Below are 15,430 nucleotides of genomic sequence, written 5' to 3'. Positions count from 1 at the left end.
GGATGCTTTCTGGTAGACTTCTGCGGGCTTCGGAGTGTCATGCTCCGATACGAAAGAGGATTCTCATCCCACCCGCGCTTGCCGTTCCAGGCTACCGGGTTCAGCACCCCGCCGGTCACGGTGGAAAGGGTGTCACAAGCCGGTGCGTCTGATCGCGCCGGCGGGTGGGGAGAACTCCGATTTCGCCCGAGATGCGGCCCGCATCCCGGTGGCCGAGAACCCACGTCTTAGGAGCTCCGCATCAGCGATCCCCGTACCAATGAGCGCATCCGCGTCCCCGAGGTCCGCCTCGTCGGTCCCGCGGGTGAGCAGATCGGTGTCGTCCGCATCGAGGCCGCACTGCGTCTGGCCCAGGAGGCCGACCTCGATCTCGTCGAGGTGGCCCCCAACTCCAAGCCGCCCGTGGTCAAGATCATGGACTACGGCAAGTTCAAGTACGAGGCCGCGCAGAAGGCCAAGGAAGCGCGTCGCAATCAGGCGAACACGATCCTCAAGGAGGTTCGCTTCCGTCTGAAGATCGAGGCTCACGACTACACGACCAAGCTCAAGCGCGCCGAGGGCTTCCTCAAGGCCGGTGACAAGGTCAAGGCGATGATCCTGTTCCGTGGCCGTGAGCAGTCGCGTCCCGAGCAGGGCGTGCGTCTGCTGCGGAAGTTCGCCGAGGATGTCGCCGAGTTCGGCACCGTCGAGTCGAACCCGACGATCGACGGTCGCAACATGGTCATGGTCGTGGCTCCGCTGAAGAACAAGTCCGAGGCGAAGGCAGAGCAGAACGCGGTCCGCACCGCGAACAAGCAGGCCGCGCGCGAGGCGAAGAACGGCACGGACGCAGGTCCCACCGACGAGTCCGCGGCGTAAGCCGCCCCACCGACTCCCGCTTCCGAGCGGGTACCCACCGTCGCCCGCCAGGGCGCCACACGAAGGAAGAGAAGATGCCGAAGCAGAAGACCCACTCGGGTGCGAAGAAGCGCTTCAAGATCACCGGCAGCGGAAAGCTGAAGAAGCAGCAGGCCGGCATGCGCCACAACCTCGAGGTCAAGTCGAGCCGGCGCACCCGTCGCCTGAACCAGGACCAGGTCCTCTCCAAGGCCGACACCAAGGTCGCGAAGAAGCTTCTCGGTCGCTGAGCGCCGAACGTACGAATAGGAACACACGAAAATGGCAAGAGTCAAGCGCGCAGTCAACGCGCAGAAGAAGCGTCGCGTCATCCTCGAGCGCGCGTCCGGTTACCGTGGCCAGCGTTCGCGCCTGTACCGCAAGGCGAAGGAGCAGGTCACCCACTCGCTCGTCTACGCGTACCGTGACCGTCGCAAGCGCAAGGGCGACTTCCGTCGTCTGTGGATCCAGCGCATCAACGCCGCTGCCCGCCAGAACGGCATCACCTACAACCGCTTCATCCAGGGCCTCGGCCTCGCGGGTGTGCAGGTCGACCGCCGCATGCTGGCCGACCTGGCCGTGACCGACGCCGGCGCGTTCACCGCCCTGGTCGAGGTCGCCAAGAACGCTCTGCCCTCGGACGTCAACGCGCCGAAGGCCGCTGCCTGATCCTCGCGATCTGACGGGCGTCTCCCCTCGGGGAGGCGCCCGTTTCGCGTTCGCTCGCCCGGATAGACTGGGCCCGTGCTCGAGAACCCCCGCTCTCCCCGCGTCCGTGCCGTCGCCAAGCTGACCAAGCGCAGCGCCAGGGTCGAGACGGGACTGTTCCTGCTCGAGGGCCCCCAGTCGGTGCGAGAGGCGTTGCAGTATCTGCCCGACGCGATCGTCGAGCTGTTCGCGACCCCCACTGCGTGGGAGAAGCACGCCGACGTGCGCGCTCTCGCCGACGAGCACGGCGTCGAGGTCGAGTACGTCACCGAGGCGGTGCTGGCCGCCATGGCCGACACCGTGACGCCGCAGGGGCTCGTTGCGGTCACGCGCCAGACCCCGACTTCGGTGAAGGACATCTTCGCCGCCGAGCCCAAGCTGATCGCGATCTGCGAAGAGGTGCGCGACCCGGGCAACCTCGGCACCATCATCCGCGCCGCGGATGCGGCAGGAGCGGATGCCGTGGTGCTCACCGGACGCACGGTCGACCCCTACAACCCCAAGGTCGTGCGATCGACGACCGGCTCCCTCTTCCATCTGCCGGTCTCCGTCGGCGGCGACCTCGACGATGTGATCCGCCGGGCGCACGCCGCCGGCATGAACGTCGTGGCCGCGGACGTGAAGGGCGACGACCTGCTCGTCGCTCGCGCCGATGGCGTGCTCGCCCAGCCCACCGCCTGGCTGTTCGGCAATGAGGCGCGCGGGCTCGACGAGGATGCGCTCTCCCAGGCCGACCGGGCTCTGCGCCTGCCGATCTTCGGGCGCGCCGAGTCCCTCAACCTCGCGACGGCGGCGAGCGTCTGCCTCTACGAGTCGGCCTTCGCGCAGCGCGCGACGCACTGAGACCGCGCCCAGGCATCCGGAACCGCGCCGAGGCACCGGTCACGAATCGGTAAACCCGCGTGGGGTCGCGGCGGCGCGTCGCGGCTCTGTTCTAGTCTGTAGCTCATGGCAGCGCGCAATGACGCCCTCGTGGTGGTCGAGAACGTCCAGAAGCACTACGGCGAGTTCCAAGCCCTCAAGGACATCGATCTGACGGTCGACCGGGGCGAGGTGGTCGTCGTCATCGGTCCGTCCGGCTCGGGGAAGTCGACGCTGTGCCGCACGATCAACCGTCTCGAGACCATCACGAGCGGCGAGATCCGGATCGACGGCAAGACCCTCCCCGCCGAGGGGAAGGGGCTCGCGAAGCTGCGTGCCGAGGTCGGCATGGTCTTCCAGTCGTTCAACCTCTTCGCGCACCTGACGATCCTCGAGAACGTGACCCTCGGCCCCATCAAGGTGCTCGGCAAGAGCAAGGCCGAGGCCGAGAAGGAGGCCATGGCGCTGCTGGAGCGCGTCGGCGTCGCGCAGCAGGCGTCCAAGCTGCCGGCGCAGCTCTCCGGCGGCCAGCAGCAGCGCGTCGCGATCGCACGCGCGCTCGCGATGCACCCCAAGGTGATGCTCTTCGACGAGCCGACCAGCGCGCTCGACCCCGAGATGATCAACGAGGTCCTCGACGTGATGGTCGAGCTCGCCAAGGAGGGCATGACGATGATCGTCGTCACCCACGAGATGGGCTTCGCGCGCAAGGCGGCCAACCGAGTCGTCTTCATGGCCGACGGCCAGATCGTCGAGGAGGCGGCTCCCGAGGAGTTCTTCACCAACCCGAAGAGCCCCCGTGCGAAGGACTTCCTCTCCAAGCTCCTCACCCACTGACCCCGCATCGAAACGCACCACAGCACAGAAGGAGAAGCACATGCGACGCACACGAGCTCTCGCAGGCATCGGAATCGCGACGGCGGCGCTGCTCGCCCTCACCGGCTGCAACAGCGGCAGCCCGAGCAACCCGGGCGGCGGAGACGCCGGAGACGGTGGCGACAAGCCGCTGTTCGAGGTGGCGAAGGACGTCACGCTCGACGGCAGCCCGACGTTCGACAAGATCGAGAAGGCCGGCAAGGTCACCATCGGCGTCAAGGAGGACCAGCCTGGTCTGGGCTACCTCGACGCGACGACCGGTGAGCGCACCGGTTTCGACGTCGACATCGCCCGCTGGATCGCAGCCTCGCTCGGCTACGGCGAGGACAAGATCGAGTTCAAGCCGATCGCCTCGGCCAACCGCGAGCAGGCGATCGTGAACGGCGACATCGACTACTACGTCGGCACCTACTCGATCAACGACAAGCGCAAGGAGCAGATCGACTTCGCCGGCCCGTACTTCATCACCGGCCAGGGTCTGCTCGTCGCGAAGGACGCCCCGGAAGCCGACAAGCTCGAGGACTTCAACGGCAAGACCGTGTGCTCGGCGACCGGTTCGACCCCGATCCAGAACATCAAGGCGAACTTCCCCGAGATCAAGACGCAGGAGTACGACCTGTACTCCGCGTGCGTCCAGGACCTCATCGACGGCAAGGTCGACGCGGTGACCACCGACCAGGCCATCCTGATCGGCTACGCGGCCCAGTACCCGGACGAAGTCAAGGTGACCGGCGGTCTTTTCACCGAAGAGCGCTACGGCGTCGGTCTGACCAAGGGCGATGACGTGCTGCGCACGCACATCAACGACCTGTTCACCGAGAACAACGACATCTGGCAGGCCATCTTCGACAAGAACCTCGGCGACTCGGGGATCAAGGTCGAGCAGCCCGAGGTCGACGCGTACTGATCACCATCGGGGCGGCCCTGACGGGGCCGCCCCGATCCCATCCTGAGAAGGGAAGACGGCGTGGACGTCATCTTCGGAAACCTCGACCTGTGGGGTGAGGCGATCGCGAACACGCTGCTGGTGTTCTTCGTGGGCGGACTGATCGCCCTCGTGCTCGGCATCGTCGTCGGCGCGATGCGCGTCTCGCCCGTGCCGATCGCCCGCGGCGTGGGCACCGCGTACGTGAACATCATCCGCAACACCCCGCTGACGCTCGTCTTCTTCTTCTTCGTGTTCGGCTATCCGCAGCTCGGGCTCCCCGACCTGTCGAACACCGTGCTCGGCATCCTCGCCATCGGCATCTACACCGCCACCTACGTCGCCGAGGTGCTGCGCGCGGGCATCAACACCGTGCCGGTCGGCCAGGCGGAGGCCGCGCGTGCGATCGGCCTGCCGTTCGGCCAGGTCATGACCCTGGTCGTGCTTCCGCAGGCGTTCCGCTCGGTGGTCCCGCCCATGATGAGCGTCTTCATCGCTCTGCTGAAGAACACCACCGTCGCCGCCGGCTTCTCGATCGCCGAGCTCGCGGCGCTGCGGGCCACCATCAACGACGCGCCGGGGCGCCCCGGCAACCCGATGGAGGTCCTGCTCTGGGTCGCCGTGGTGTTCGTGGTGCTGGTGCTCGCGATGAGCGCGGTGCAGCGCCACCTCGAGAACAAGTGGAGGATCGCACGATGACCTCAGTGCTCTACGACGTCCCCGGCCCCCGGGCGATCGTCCGCAACCGCATCCTCGCGGTCGTCACCATCCTCGTCGTGCTGGCCGCGATCGGCTTCGTCCTCTACCGGATGTACGTCACCGGCCAGTTCGAGCCGCAGAAGTGGTATGTCTTCACCTTCGCGAACGTCTGGAAGGGCATCTTCGGCGCGCTCGGCAAGACCCTCGGCGCCTTCGCCCTCGCCGCTGTGCTGAGCCTCGTGCTCGGCTTCGTGCTCGCCATCGGCCGCCTCTCCGATCACGCCTGGGTGCGCATCCCGGTCGGCGTGATCATCGAGCTGTTCCGCGCCGTTCCCGTTCTCGTCTTCATGATGCTGCTGTACTACGGCCTCCCCGTCGTCGGCGTCGACATGGACCCGTACTGGGCCGTGGTCATCGGACTGATGGTCTACAACGGCTCGGTGCTCGCCGAGGCACTGCGCGCCGGCATCGAGTCGCTGCCGAAGGGCCAGAAGGAGGCCGGGTACGCGATCGGCCTGCGCAAGAGCGGCGTGATGCGCCTCATCCTGCTGCCGCAGGCGGTGCGGGCCATGCTGCCCGTGATCGTCGCGCAGCTGGTGGTGACCCTCAAGGACACCGCGCTGGGGTTCATCATCACCTACCCCGAGCTGCTCTACTACGCGAAGCTGCTCAGCTCGCAGCAGGGCCGTCCCATCCTGCAGTCGGCGTTCGTCATCGGCGGCATCTACATCCTGCTCTGCCTGATCCTCGCCGGCGTGGCGAAGTGGATCGAGGTGCGCACGCGTCACTCCGCGAAGCTCAAGGGCTACACCCCGGATGCCGACGGCGACCCACGCATCCACGGCGAGTCCACGGTGACCGAGGTCATCGCCATGCAGCGCGGGGCCGGGAAATTCGATCCCGGTTCGGGCATTCCGCCCGCCCAGTTCTGACGCGGCCGAGAAGGCGCTCCCAGATCCCGGGAGCGCCTTCTTCCGTTCCGCCGCTCAGCCGGCGATGATCGCCGCGTACGCCTCGTCGAAGCGCCGCCGCAGATCGTCGTAGTACGTCCGCTGCCCGGCATCCGGTCGGGTGAGAGCGGTCTGCGGGATGATGGCGAGGGGATGATCGGGCTGCAGCACCGACAGCGCGATCGCCGCGGCGCCGCGCATCGTGACGCGCTTGACCTCGACCACCTGCACGGGGAACCCGAGCGCCTGGGCGACCACAGCCATCATCGACGGGAACGCGCCGGTGACCCCTCCCGAGGCGATCACCCGCTCGATTCGGGGGTTCACGTCGCGCAGCTGCTCGAACACTCGCTGGTACGAGATGGCGATGCCCTCGGCGGCCGCGCGCCACAGCTCGCGCGGCCCCGAGGCCGACGACACCCCGGTCAGCGCGGCGCGGGCGCTGCCGGCCCATCCTGTCGCACGCTCACCGGTGAGGAACGGCAGCATGAGCGGGGTGCCGTCTACGGGCCCCGCACGCAGCAGCTCGTCGATCTCGGCGTACGAGAGGGGAGCGAGCGTCGCCTGCAGCCACAGCGTCACGCGTCCGACGTCGTTGAGCGCTCCGCCGACGATCGACTGCGTGCGCGAGATACGGTACGCCCACAGGCCCGACGGCAGAACATCGGGAGTTCCGTCGACGATCACCCGGATCGCGCCGGAGGTCGCCGCTGACATCGCGGCCGTGTCCGGCGACGAGGCGCCCACACCGACGTTCGAGGCGTACCCGTCGGGGACGGCGGGGAACCATGCGGCCCCCTCGAGGGCCGGCCACCGCCGTGCGACGTCGGGGGAGACCGCGGTGATCGGCTCGTCGGGGTCGACGATCGGGGCGAAGCGCGACCGGTCGACGCCGACCACGGCGAGCAGCTCCTCGTCGAGCTCGCAGGTGTGCCGGTTCAGGATGCCCGCCCATGCCATCGTCGAGGTCGCCGCACCCTCGATGCCGGCGAGCCTGGCGTAGACGTACTCGCCGAGTGAGAGGAACTTCGCGGTGCGCGCGAAGACATCGGGAAGCTCGTCCTTGAGCCACAGCAGTCGCGGCGGGTGGTAGCTGGTGTGCAGGCGCGCCCCGACGCGCTGGTGCACCTCGGTCTCGTCCAGACGGGAGCGCAGCTCGGCCAGACGCCGGGCCGAGCGCGAATCCGCGTACGTGTAGCAGGGGGTCAGCGCCTCGCCCTGCGCATCGACGCACACCAGGGACGACGCGAAGGTGTCCATCACCACCGCGCGGATGAGCCCGGGCTCGATGCCCTCGACCACGCGACCGATCACCTCGGCGACCTCGGCGACGATCAGATCGGCGTCGATCTCGGCGGTGCCGTCGGCCTCTTCGATGAACAGATGCTCCGCCTTGGCGATGCGCTTCTTGATCGGCCTGGCGTACGCGTCGTACAGGCTGCAGCGCGTGGACCCCGAGCCGATGTCTATCGCCAGCACATACGGTGCGGGCGCCGAGACCAGGGTGATCGCCTGCGTGGTGGGCAGCTCTTTCGCGGTCATCGTCCATCCCGTCGCACTCGTCGGTCGTCGTCGCTGGCGATCCTATCGGCGGGCGGGTCGGCAGTCGGGGCGCCGTTAGACTCTTCTCTCGTGTCAGACTCGCCCGAAACACCCCAGATCACACCCGAGGCGGTGCAGACCGCCGTCGACGCCGCGCTCGCCGCGATCGACGCCGCAGCCGACACGGCGGAGCTGAAGACGGCCCGCGCGTCGCACGTCGCCGAGGGCTCTCCGCTCGCCGTGCTGAACGCCTCGATGCGTCAGGTCGCCCCCGAGCACAAGGCCGCCTTCGGCAAGCTGATCGGGCAGGGCAGGGGTCGTGTGACGCAGGCGCTCGCCGCGAAGGAGGCAGAGCTCGCCGAGGCCGAGACGGCGGCGCGTCTGGAAGCGGAGCGCGTCGACATCACCGCGATCGCGTCGCGCTCGCGCGTCGGTGCCCGGCACCCGCTGCCGCTCATGCAGGAGCAGATCAGTGACATCTTCGTCGGCATGGGGTGGGAGGTCGCCGAGGGGCCCGAGCTCGAGCACGAATGGTTCAACTTCGACGCGCTCAACTTCGACGAGGACCACCCGGCTCGCCAGGAGCAGGACACGTTCTACGTCGACCCGACCTCGCGGCACCTGGTGATGCGCACGCACACCAGTCCCGTGCAGGTGCGCTCGATGCTCGAGCGCGATCTGCCGATCTACGTGCTCTGCCCCGGACGCGTGTACCGCACTGACGAGTTCGACGCGACCCACCTGCCGGTGTTCACTCAGGTGGAGGGGCTCGTCGTCGACAAGGGCATCACGATGGCGCACCTGAAGGGCACCCTCGACCATCTCGCCCGGCAGCTGTTCGGAGCCGAGGCGAAGACGCGGCTGCGCACCAACTACTTCCCCTTCACCGAGCCGTCCGCCGAGTTCGACCTGTGGCACCCGACGTTCGCCGGCGGTGCGCGCTGGATCGAATGGGGCGGCTGCGGCATGGTCAACCCGAACGTGCTGCGCGCGGCGGGCATCGACCCTGAGGTGTACAGCGGGTTCGCGTTCGGAATCGGCGTCGAGCGCGCCCTGATGTTCCGCAGCGATGTGAAGGACATGCGCGACATGGCAGAGGGCGATGTGCGCTTCAGCGAGCAGTTCGGGATGGTGGTGTGATGCGCGTTCCGATCTCGTGGCTGCGCGAGTACGTCGACGTGGCGCCGGATGCCACTGCGGAGGACGTTCTGGCCTCGTTCGTGTCGGTCGGCTTCGAAGAGGAGGACATCCACCGCTTCGAGATCTCAGGCCCCGTCGTCGTGGGGCAGGTGCTGTCGATCGAGCCCGAGCCGCAGAAGAACGGCAAGACGATCAACTGGTGCCAGGTCGATGTCGGCCCCGAGAACGGCGGCGTGCGCGGCATCGTGTGCGGCGCACATAACTTCGTCGTCGGCGACAAGGTCGTGGTGAGCCTGCCGGGCGCCGTGCTGCCAGGGCCCTTCCCGATCTCGGCGCGCAAGACCTACGGTCACGTCTCCGACGGCATGATCGCGTCGGCTCGCGAGCTGGGTCTCGGCGACGAGCACGACGGCATCATCGTGCTCTCGACCCTCGGCCTCGACCCCGAGGTCGGCGCGGATGCCATCGCTCTGCTGCATCTCGACGACTTCGCCGTCGATGTGAACGTCACGCCCGACCGCGGCTACGCGTTCTCGCTGCGGGGACTCGCTCGTGAGTACTCCCACGCCACCGGGGGGGCGTTCCGCGACCCGGCCGAGCGCGACTTCTCGCAGGTGCAGCCCGGATCCGGATTCGAGGTCCGTGTCGACGATCAGGCGCCCATCCGCGGGGCGGTCGGCGCGAGCGAGTTCGTCGTGCGCGTCGTGCGCGACGTCGACCCTTCGCGGCCCACTCCGCCGTGGATGATCGCACGGCTGAGCCTGGCGGGAATGCGCCCGCTCGGCGTGCTGATCGACATCACGAACTACGTGATGCTCGAGCTCGGCAATCCGATCCACGGCTACGATCTCGACCGGCTGCAGGGCGGCATCGTCGTGCGTCGCGCGGCCGAGGGGGAGCGGATGACGACGCTCGACGGCCAGGAGCGCGCTCTGCACGTCGAGGATCTGCTGATCACCGACGGCTCGGGACCGATCGGCCTCGCCGGCGTCATGGGCGGCGGCACCACCGAGATGAGCGACTCGACCCGCAACGTGCTCATCGAAGCGGCGACCTTCGACCCGGTCACCATCGCCCGCACGGCTCGCCGGCACAAGCTGCCCAGCGAGGCATCGAAGCGCTTCGAGCGAGGCGTCGACCCGCTCATCCCGTTCGTCGCGGCCCGCCGCGTGGCCGACCTCATGGTCGAACTCGCCGGGGGAAGGCTGACCGATGAGGGCGGCGCCCTCTACACCGAGGTCGAGATCCCCGGCATCGATCTGCCCCGCGGCTTCACGCAGGGCGTCGTCGGGGTCGACTACACCGACGCCGAGATCGTCAGCGCGCTCGAGATGATCGGCGCGGAGCTGGCCGAATCCGACGGCGGCTGGTTCGTCATCCCGCCGAGCTGGCGACGCGATCTGACCGACAAGTGGACGCTGGTCGAGGAGGTCGCGCGGATCCACGGGCTCGACCGCATCCCGTCGATCCTGCCGACACCGCCCTCCGGCCGCGGATACACCGCGCTGCAGGTCGGGCGCACACGCGTGGCGGATGCGCTCGCCGCGGCCGGCTTCGTCGAGACGCCGTCGTTCCCGTTCACCACGGAGGAGCAGAACGATCTGCACGGCTCGGCGAGCGGGTCGCACCTGCCGAGCATCCGTCTCGCCAACGCCCTCGATGGTCAGGCGCCGTTCCTTCGCCGCTCGCTCGTGCCCGGCCTCCTGCAGACCGCGCACCGCAACATCTCGCGCGGACTCGTCGACCTGGCGCTGTTCGAGGTCGGATCGGTGTTCACCCCTGCGGAGGGCGTCGCATACGGCACGGATGCCGTGCCGCCGCTGGGCCGGCGTCCGTCGGACGAGACGCTCGCCGAGCTCGACGCGTCGATCCCACCGCAGCCGCGCCTCGTCTCGGCGCTGCTCACCGGGAATATCACTCCTCGGCAGCCGGGTCGCGCCGCCGAGCACGTCGACCTCTCCGATGCTCTGGACGCCGTCCGGGTGATCGGCGTCGCCGCCGGCGTCGAGATCGACGTCGAGCAGACGCAGCGTGCGGCGCTGCACCCGGGCCGCGCGGGCGCGCTGAGCGTGCACGGCGAACAGGTCGGGTACGTCGGCGAGCTGCACCCGCGGGTGTCGGCCGACGCCGATCTTCCCGGGCGCGCATACGTGCTCGAGCTGGATCTCGATCGCGTGCTGACCCTCGCCGGTCACCGGGTCGTGGCCGAGTCGCTGTCGACGTTCCCCGCCGCGACGCAGGACGTCTCGCTGGTGGTGAGCGTCGCCGTGCCGGCATCCGAGGTACGCGCCGCGCTCGTCGAGGGCGCCGGAGAACTGCTCGAGTCGGCGCGGCTCGTCGACGACTACCGCGGTGAGGGGTTGGGCGAGGGGCTGAAGAGCCTCAGTTTCGCGCTGCGTTTCCGGGCATCCGACCGCACGCTCACCGCGGCCGAGGCGACCGAGGCGAAGCTCGCCGGAGTCGCCGTCGCCGCCGAGCGCTTCGACGCGACCATCCGCGACTGACCGCACGCGGTGCAGCCCTCCTGAGCCGACGGGATCAGGAGGGCTGCGCCGCGTTCCGCTCTGCTCTGAGCGGAATCGCTTCCGCTCGGAGCACGCCGGTGATGTCATGGCCGCATGACTCAGGTGCTCGTGCTCGGCGGAACAGGATGGCTTTCCGGACGGATCGCCCGGCGGTGGCGGGATGCCGGCGCCGAAGTGATCTGTCTGGCACGGGGTGAGCGCCCCGCGCCGGACGGCACGGTGCTGCTCCGCGGTGATCGGGACGACCCCCGGGTATACGAGCAGCTCGCCGAGCAGAGCTGGGACGAGGTCGTCGACGTGTCATCGCGCGCCGACCACGTCGCTGCGGCCGTCGAGGCGCTCGGCGACCGCGCCCATCACTGGACGTATGTGTCGTCGATGTCGGTCTACTCCGATGACGTCGCCGACGGCCTCGACGAGTCGGGGGTCAGGCTCGCGCCGGCGCAGCCCGGCGACGAGTACGACTACGGGGCGCAGAAGGTCGCGGCCGAGGACGCCGTGGTGACGCTCGGAGACCGGGCGCTGATCGTGCGCCCCGGCCTCATCGTGGGTGCAGGCGACCCGAGCGACCGCTTCGGATACTGGGCGGCGGCTTTCGCGCGGGCGGGGATCGGACCCGTGCTGGTGCCAGAGCTGGCCGGACGCGTCGCCCAGGTGATCGACGTCGACGACCTCGCCGACTTCCTCGCCGCTGCGCGGCGGAGCGGGATCATGAACGCCATCGGAGAGGTGCATCCGCTCGCCGAGCTGCTCAGCCGCGTTCGCGCGGCAGCCGGGCACAGCGGAGAGCTGCTCGAGGCTGGCGATGAGTGGCTCGAGGCGCACGACGTGCAGTACTGGATGGGGGAGAGGTCGCTGCCGCTCTGGCTGCCGGCCGACATGCCCGGTTTCATGCGTCGCGACAATTCCGCGTACCGCGCGGCCGGCGGGTCGTTCCGCCCGCTCGACGAGACGATCCGCGTCGTCCTCGACGACGAGCGCGCCCGCGGTCTGGATCGCGAGCGCCGAGCAGGAATCAGCCGCGACGACGAAGTCGCGCTCATCGACCAGCTGACATCGCCCTGACACGAGGCGTCATACCGGCGGCACGCGACGATGGCCTCGCTAGACTCGTGTGCAGTGACACGGGGTGCCGCATCCGCGGCTGAGATCACACCCGTCGAACCTGATCTAGTTCGTACTAGCGAAGGGATGTCGTCCATGAGCGATCTTCTGCGTCCATCCATCCGTATTCCGGCGGTCTGCGCCGAGCTCCTCACCCACGTGAGGCAGGCGCCGCCCCTCACGCACTGCATCACCAACGCGGTCGTCACCGGCTTCACCGCTAACGTCCTCCTCGCCGTCGGCGCCTCGCCCGCGATGGTCGACATTGTCGGGGAGGCCGGGGTGTTCGCGCGCATCGCGTCCGGACTGCTGATCAACCTCGGCACGCCCTCGCCCGAGCAGCGCGCGGCGAGCCTCGAAGCAGCCGCCGGAGCGAACGCGGCGGCAACGCCGTGGGTTCTCGATCCGGTCGCCGTGGGCGCCCTCCCGGTGCGCACCGCTCTGGCAGCCGACCTGGTGGGCATGCGGCCGACGGCAGTGCGCGGCAACGCCAGTGAGATCCTTGCGCTTGCCGGGTCAGGCGCGGGCGGACGGGGGGTCGATGCCCTGGACGACTCCGACGCCGCGCTCGGCGCGGCGCGGTCGCTCGCCACTCGCTTCGGCGCCGTGGTCGCCGTCTCCGGAGCGGTCGACCTGATCACCGACGGAACGCGTGTGATCCGCATTGCGAACGGAGACCCCCTGCTCACCCGCGTCACCGGCGGCGGCTGCGCCCTCGGGGCGCTCATGGCCGCCTTCCTCGGCGCTGCACGCGATCACGACGCGGATGCCTTGGAGGCGGTGTCCGCAGCGACGCTCGTGTACACCCTGGCGGCCGAGCACGCGGCCCGTGTCGCCGACGGGCCGGGCAGCTTCGCGGTGGGCCTGCTCGACGCGCTCGCCGGCATAGACCCCGCCGATGTGACCGCCGAGGCGCGAGTCGACGAGAATCTCGGGCACGTCGAGGAGGAGGCGAAGTGATCGGCGACCTGTCGGTGCACCTGGTCACCGATCCCGAGCTGTGCGGCGACCGCGGGGTCGTCGACACGGTGCGCGATGCCGTCGCGGGCGGCGTGAGCGTGGTCCAGCTGCGTGACAAGAGCGCGTCCGACCGATCGGTCGTCGAGCAGCTCGTCGCCCTCAGCGAGGTGATCGCCGGTCGGGCGCTGCTCGTCGTCGATGACCGCGTCGACGCGGCCCTCGAGGCCCGACGGCGTGGAGCGCGGGTCGACGGTGTGCACGTCGGGCAGTCGGACATGCCTGTCGCCGAGGCGCGGCGTCTGCTCGGACCGGATGCGCTGATCGGGCTCACCGCGAACACGTCGGCGCACCTCGACGCCGTCCGCACCCTGCCCGCCGGGACCGTCGACTACGTCGGCATCGGAGTGATCCGCCCCACGAGCACCAAGGCGAATCATCCGCCCGCCCTCGGCGTGGACGGATTCCGTGCGCTCGCCGCGGAGAGCCCCGTACCGGCAGTGGCGATCGGCGGCATTGGAATCGACGACGCCGCGGCGCTGCGCGAGGCGGGTGCGGCGGGGATCGCCGTCGTCTCCGCCATCTGCGCGGCACCGGATGCCCGCCAAGCCGCAGGCGAGTTCCGGCGTCGCTGGACAGGACGCACCGCTGCCCGCGTGCTGAGCATCGCCGGCAGCGACCCGTCCGGCGGTGCCGGCATCCAGGCCGACCTCAAGGCGATCGCCGCGCACGGCGGATACGGGATGGCGGCGATCACCGCGCTCACGGCGCAGAACACCTGCGGCGTCCGCGGCGTGCACGTGCCGCCGGCGACGTTCCTGCGTGCGCAGCTGGATGCCCTGTCTGACGACATCGCGATCGACGCGGTGAAGATCGGGATGCTGGCCGACGCCGAGATCATCGGCACCGTCGCCGACTGGCTGCGCACGCACCGTCCGGCGACGGTCGTGCTCGACCCGGTGATGGTCGCCACCAGCGGCGACCGCCTGCTCGATGCGCAGGCGGAGGAGGCACTGCGCGCGCTCGCCGCCCTCGCAGACGTGATCACGCCCAATCTCGACGAGCTGGCCGTGCTGACGGGGCGCGCGATCGGCGGATGGGACGATGCGCTGGGCGCCGCGCAGCAGCTGGCGAGGGACACGGGGGCTCTCGTGCTCGCGAAAGGCGGCCACCTCGGCGGTCCTTCAGCACCGGATGCCCTGGTCGGACCGGACGGGGCGCTCGCCTCATTCGACGGCCCCCGCATCGACACGACCAGCACGCACGGCACAGGATGCTCGCTCTCGTCGGGGCTCGCCGCCCTGCGCGCGGCGGGACGGGACTGGCCGGATGCCGTGCGCGAGGCGCGTGCCTGGCTGCGGGAGTCGCTGCGGGCGGCCGGCACCCTGGACGTCGGGCGCGGGCACGGACCGGTGAGCCACTTCGCCGGGCTGTGGCAGCGCGGCGGTCTGGGCACACGTCCGACGGCTGACGAGATCCGGGACGAGTGGTGGCGCAGCGTCACCGCGATCCGGCGCGACATCGACGAGCTGTCCTTCATCCGCGGACTCGCCGACGGGTCCCTCGATCGACGGGACTTTCTGTTCTACCTCGCGCAGGACGCGCTGTATCTGCGCGAGTACGCCCGAGTGCTCGCAGAGGCGGCGCGGCTCGCGCCGACGGCAGCCGAACAGGCGTTCTGGGCGGACTCTGCGAAGGGCTGCATAGCCGGAGAGCTCGAGCTGCACGCCTCGTGGTTGACGCCCGAGACGGGAATCACCGCAGAGACCTTCGACGCCGAGCCCAGCGCGGTCACCACCGCGTACCTCGACCATCTGCGCGCGGCCGCGTTCTCGGGTGAGTACGCGACGCTGATCGCCGCCGTGCTTCCGTGCTTCTGGCTGTACGCCGATCTCGGCGAGCGGCTGCATGCCGGGGAGTTCGGCGCGCGAGCGCTCGATCCGCGCCACCCCTACGCGTCCTGGCTGCAGACCTACGCCGACCCCGAGTTCGCCGAGGCGAACGAGCGCGCCATCGGCTTCGTCACCGCCGTGGCGGCCGCGTCCGACGAGCAGCTCCGCAGGCGCATGCACCGCGCGTTCATCGGCGCAGCGGAGCACGAGCGGGCGTTCTTCGACATCCGCTGATGGCACGGCGCCGAGGCCGCGGATTTGCGGATGCCGCGGCCTCGGCGCTACTGTCGCCGCATGCCCTCGGCCGCACAGCCCTCTCAGACGCTCATCCTCAGCGTCACTGCTGTGCGCCGACGCCGCGGCGGCCGCCGACTC

At 69.6% G+C, this 15,430-nt stretch carries 14 protein-coding genes and 1 riboswitch; of the genes, 13 read left to right on the top strand and 1 reads right to left on the bottom strand.

All coding sequences use genetic code 11. The annotated features are described in order from the left end of the window. Window positions 1-240: 240 nt before the first annotated feature. The 8 genes from infC to V2S05_RS05620 all read left to right on the top strand — a co-directional run bounded on the left by infC (window position 241) and on the right by V2S05_RS05620 (window position 5,877). Window positions 241-858 (top strand): translation initiation factor IF-3, encoded by a 618-nt coding sequence (infC, locus tag V2S05_RS05655; RefSeq protein ID WP_271639625.1) that lies wholly within the window; start codon window positions 241-243, stop codon window positions 856-858. A gap of 74 nt (window positions 859-932) precedes the next feature. Then, window positions 933-1,127, top strand: a complete 195-nt coding sequence (gene rpmI, locus V2S05_RS05650; protein WP_071643619.1) for a 50S ribosomal protein L35 — start codon at window positions 933-935, stop codon at window positions 1,125-1,127. Window positions 1,128-1,158: 31 nt separating this feature from the next. Further along, window positions 1,159-1,545 carry a 50S ribosomal protein L20 gene (gene rplT, locus V2S05_RS05645; protein ID WP_099196063.1) on the top strand — a complete coding sequence of 129 codons (387 nt, stop codon included), beginning with the start codon at window positions 1,159-1,161 and terminating at the stop codon, window positions 1,543-1,545. 75 nt (window positions 1,546-1,620) lie between these two features. Beyond that, entirely contained in the window at window positions 1,621-2,427 is an 807-nt protein-coding gene (locus V2S05_RS05640; RefSeq protein ID WP_413634339.1) for a TrmH family RNA methyltransferase, read from the top strand. A 105-nt stretch (window positions 2,428-2,532) separates the two neighbouring features. Beyond that, window positions 2,533-3,282, top strand: coding sequence for an amino acid ABC transporter ATP-binding protein (locus V2S05_RS05635; RefSeq protein ID WP_413634338.1), 750 nt, complete (start codon window positions 2,533-2,535; stop codon window positions 3,280-3,282). A 40-nt stretch (window positions 3,283-3,322) separates the two neighbouring features. Beyond that, window positions 3,323-4,228, top strand: coding sequence for a glutamate ABC transporter substrate-binding protein (locus V2S05_RS05630; protein WP_271637254.1), 906 nt, complete (start codon window positions 3,323-3,325; stop codon window positions 4,226-4,228). Between the two features lie 60 nt (window positions 4,229-4,288). Beyond that, window positions 4,289-4,945, top strand: coding sequence for an amino acid ABC transporter permease (locus V2S05_RS05625; protein WP_271637255.1), 657 nt, complete (start codon window positions 4,289-4,291; stop codon window positions 4,943-4,945). After that, window positions 4,942-5,877: an amino acid ABC transporter permease gene (locus V2S05_RS05620; RefSeq protein WP_413634337.1), complete on the top strand. Its 936-nt coding sequence runs from the start codon at window positions 4,942-4,944 to the stop codon at window positions 5,875-5,877. Before V2S05_RS05625 ends, V2S05_RS05620 begins: the two co-directional genes overlap by 4 nt. Window positions 5,878-5,931: 54 nt before the next feature. On the opposite strand, the gene V2S05_RS05615 is transcribed toward V2S05_RS05620, so the two are convergent. Further along, window positions 5,932-7,437: a gluconokinase gene (locus V2S05_RS05615; protein WP_413634336.1), complete on the bottom strand. Its 1,506-nt coding sequence runs from the start codon at window positions 7,435-7,437 to the stop codon at window positions 5,932-5,934. 90 nt (window positions 7,438-7,527) lie between these two features. On the opposite strand from V2S05_RS05615, the gene pheS reads away from it, so the two are divergent. From pheS to V2S05_RS05590, 5 genes are all read left to right on the top strand, one after another. Next, window positions 7,528-8,577, top strand: a complete 1,050-nt coding sequence (gene pheS / locus V2S05_RS05610) for a phenylalanine--tRNA ligase subunit alpha (RefSeq protein ID WP_271637258.1) — start codon at window positions 7,528-7,530, stop codon at window positions 8,575-8,577. Next, window positions 8,577-11,081, top strand: a complete 2,505-nt coding sequence (gene pheT, locus V2S05_RS05605; protein ID WP_413634335.1) for a phenylalanine--tRNA ligase subunit beta — start codon at window positions 8,577-8,579, stop codon at window positions 11,079-11,081. The genes pheS and pheT overlap by 1 nt, the downstream gene beginning before the upstream one ends. A gap of 114 nt (window positions 11,082-11,195) precedes the next feature. Continuing rightward, entirely contained in the window at window positions 11,196-12,167 is a 972-nt protein-coding gene (locus V2S05_RS05600; RefSeq protein ID WP_413634334.1) for an NAD-dependent epimerase/dehydratase family protein, read from the top strand. 50 nt (window positions 12,168-12,217) lie between these two features. Then, window positions 12,218-12,311, top strand: a riboswitch (TPP riboswitch). After that, on the top strand, window positions 12,303-13,166 hold the full coding sequence (gene thiM, locus V2S05_RS05595) for a hydroxyethylthiazole kinase (protein WP_413634333.1): 864 nt from the start codon (window positions 12,303-12,305) through the stop codon (window positions 13,164-13,166). It overlaps the preceding riboswitch by 9 nt. Beyond that, window positions 13,163-15,289 carry a bifunctional hydroxymethylpyrimidine kinase/phosphomethylpyrimidine kinase gene (locus V2S05_RS05590; protein ID WP_413634331.1) on the top strand — a complete coding sequence of 709 codons (2,127 nt, stop codon included), beginning with the start codon at window positions 13,163-13,165 and terminating at the stop codon, window positions 15,287-15,289. The genes thiM and V2S05_RS05590 overlap by 4 nt, the downstream gene beginning before the upstream one ends. The last annotated feature ends 141 nt before the right edge of the window (window positions 15,290-15,430 follow it).

This window comes from Microbacterium sp. OR16 (assembly GCF_047306725.1).
Taxonomy (GTDB): Bacteria; Actinomycetota; Actinomycetes; order Actinomycetales; family Microbacteriaceae; genus Microbacterium.
The sequence above is the reverse complement of the archived record's forward strand: the minus strand, read 5'-3'. Positions and strand labels throughout refer to the sequence as shown.